This is a genomic window from Methyloceanibacter sp., from assembly GCF_050999895.1.
Classification (GTDB): Bacteria; Pseudomonadota; Alphaproteobacteria; order Rhizobiales; family Methyloligellaceae; genus Methyloceanibacter.
The window spans coordinates 1-3,140 of record NZ_JBPCOU010000030.1 but is presented as its reverse complement, the minus strand read 5'-3'; the positions used below and the strand labels follow the sequence as shown (position 1 = coordinate 3,140).

Genomic DNA, 3,140 nt, shown 5'->3' with positions numbered 1-3,140 from the left:
CCCTGCTCCTGGAGCTTCTGAGTGAGCTGGTCCGGCGTCATTCAGTCCGCGCCAGGGACGTCGGCGAGCGCGACGCCACTCATGGCGGTAAGGGCGGCGGCACCAGCAATAAGGGTAAGTCGGAAAGGCATTAGACGGGCTCCTTTAGTCATTTTTGACAGTCAGGAGGTAACGCCCTTTAGTCATCGTTCTCCTAAAGGTCCGGGCAGGATCGGTTCCGGCCCTGCATCATCGGGCATGGGCCCGAGATCGCCCTCGCCATCGTCGCTTTCCACATCGGGAATGTGCTCAACGGAGACCACGCGCTCGTCGGATGCGGTGGCGAACACAATCACGCCTTGGGTGGATCTGCCCATGATGCTGATGCCCTCGACGGGCACGCGGATGAGCTGGCCGCGATTGGTGACCAGCATGATCTGATCGCTGTCTTCGGCCGGGAAGGAGGCGAGCAGCTTGCCGTTGCGCTGATTGACGGTCATGGCGATGATGCCTTTGCCGCCGCGGCCGGAGATGCGGTATTCGTAGGCCGAGCTGCGCTTGCCGTAGCCGTTCTCCGAGATCGTCAGCACGAACTGCTCATGCGCGCTGAGTTCGGCATAACGTTCCGGGCTCAGGGGGACCATCTCCTGCGCGTCGGTTTCGGGATCGGTCTCCGGTTCGGTCTCCACACCGCCGCGGCGAATTGTATTCGCCTGGCGGATATAGGCGCCACGCTCCGCCGCCGGCGCCTCGACATGGGTGAGAATCGCCATCGAGATGACCTCGTCGTCGCCTTCGAGCTTGACGCCGCGCACGCCGTCGGATTCGCGGCCCTTGAAGACGCGCACATCGGTTGTCGGGAAGCGGATCGCCTGCCCTTCGGCCGAAGTCAGCAGCACGTCCTGCTGCTCGTTGCAGACCTCCACGCCGACGATGCGATCGCCGTTCTCCAGCTTCATGGCGATCTTGCCGTTCTGGCGCACCTCAATGAAGTCGGAGAGCTTGTTGCGCCTGACGGTGCCGCTATTGGTGGCAAACATCACATCGAGCTTGGCCCAGCTTGCCTCGTCCTCCGGCAGCGGCAGGATCGTGGTGATGTTCTCATCCTTGTCGAGCGGCAGAAGATTGATGAGCGCCTTGCCGCGCGCCTGCGGCGCCGCGAGCGGCAGCCGCCAAACCTTCATTTTGTAGGCCATGCCGCGTGAGGAGAAGAACAGCACCGGCGTATGCGTGTTGGCGATGAAGATGCGGGTGACGAAATCCTCGTCGCGCGTCGCCATGCCGGCGCGGCCCCTGCCGCCGCGGCGCTGGGCACGATAGGCAGACAGCGGCACGCGCTTGATGTAGCCCTTATGGCTGACGGTGACGACCATGTCCTCGCGCTGGATCAGGTCCTCGTCCTCGACCTCGCCCTGCATCTCGAGGATCTCGGTGCGGCGTGGCGTACCGAACTCGTCCTTGATGGCGATGAGTTCGTCCTTGACGATGCCGATGATGCGGGCGCGGCTGCGCAAAATGTTGAGATAATCGCCGATCTGCTCGCCGAGACCCTTCAGTTCGTCGCCGATCTCGTCGCGGCCGAGGCCGGTCAAACGCTGCAGGCGCAGCTCTAGGATCGCGCGGGCCTGCTCCTCGGACAGCCGATAGGTGCCCTCCGCCGACACCTTGTGGCGCGGATCGGCGATCAGCTCGACGAGCGCCATCACGTCCTTGGCGGGCCAGTCCTTGGTCACCAACTGCTCCCGCGCCGTTGCGGGGTCCTGCGCGCGGCGGATCAGGGCAATAACCTCGTCGATATTGGCGACCGCAATCGCGAGCCCGACCAGGACATGGGCGCGGTCGCGCGCCTTCCTGAGCAGGAACTTCGTGCGCCGGCCAACCACTTCCTCGCGGAAATCGGTGAAGGCGCGCACGAGGTCCTTGAGATTGAGCTGTTCCGGCCGGCGTCCGATCAGCGCCACCATGTTGCAGCCGAACGTGCTTTGCAGCGGCGAGAAGCGGTAGAGCTGGTTTAGCATCACGTCCGCCATGGCTTCGCGCTTGAGCTCGATCACGACCCGCATGCCGTCGCGGTCGGACTCGTCGCGGATGTCGGAAATGCCCTCAATGCGTTTCTCGCGCACAAGCTCGGCGATCTTTTCGATCATCGTCGCCTTGTTCACCTGATACGGGATCTCGCTGATGATGAGGGCTTCGCGCTCCTTGCGCACCATCTCGGTGCGCACGCGGCCGCGCATGAGCACGGAACCGCGGCCCTTGTGATAGGCGGAGCGGATGCCAGCGCGGCCGAGGATCATGCCCCCGGTGGGGAAATCCGGACCCGGAATGATCTCGGTCAGCTCATCGATCGAGATGGCGGGATTGTCGAGATAGGCGACGCAAGCGTCGATCACCTCGCCGAGATTATGCGGCGGAATATTGGTGGCCATGCCGACGGCGATGCCGCCGGCGCCGTTGACGAGGAGATTGGGAAAGCGCGCCGGGAGAACCGTGGGCTCCTGCACGCGCCCGTCGTAATTCTCCTGAAAGTCGACCGTCTCCTTGTCGATGTCCTCAAGAAGATGCTGCGTGACCTTGGCGAGGCGGCATTCGGTGTAGCGCATCGCCGCCGGCGGATCGCCGTCGACGGAGCCGAAATTCCCCTGCCCGAAGATGAGCGGCAGGCGCATGGAGAATTCCTGCACCATGCGCACCAGCGCGTCGTAAATCGCCTGGTCGCCATGCGGGTGATAGTTGCCCATCACCTCGCCGACGACGCCCGCCGACTTGCGGAAGCCCTTGTTCCAATCGAGCCCCATCTGCTGCATGGCGTAGAGGATGCGGCGATGCACCGGCTTTAGACCATCGCGCACGTCAGGAAGCGCACGCGAAACGATCACGCTCATGGCGTAATCGAGATAGGACCGCTTCATCTCGTCGATGAGGGAGATCGGTCTCACGTCGGAGGGACCGGTGTCCTCGACCTCTATGTTCTCGTTGTCAGCCAATGCGGGAGAACGCCTGATTGAGAGCCATGGACACGGCGAAAAAAAAATGCGTCTGGGAGACGCGCCGAAGGGAGGAAAACGCCGTTTACCGAGATGGTTCTATAGCTGATTTGGAGCCGATTCAGCAAGCACTCTGAGAGTGGCTGAACCCTTTGTTTCGACCATTAAAATCAG

The 3,140-nt window shown here is 62.8% G+C and carries 1 protein-coding gene; it reads right to left on the bottom strand.

Features of this window, described 5'->3' with window-relative positions; genetic code table 11:
- Window positions 1-182: 182 nt before the first annotated feature.
- The gene (gene gyrA / locus ACR2J1_RS03070) at window positions 183-2,891 is read right to left on the bottom strand and encodes a DNA gyrase subunit A (protein ID WP_434017882.1); all 2,709 of its coding nucleotides are present in this window, start codon (window positions 2,889-2,891) and stop codon (window positions 183-185) included.
- Between the last annotated feature and the right edge of the window lie 249 nt (window positions 2,892-3,140).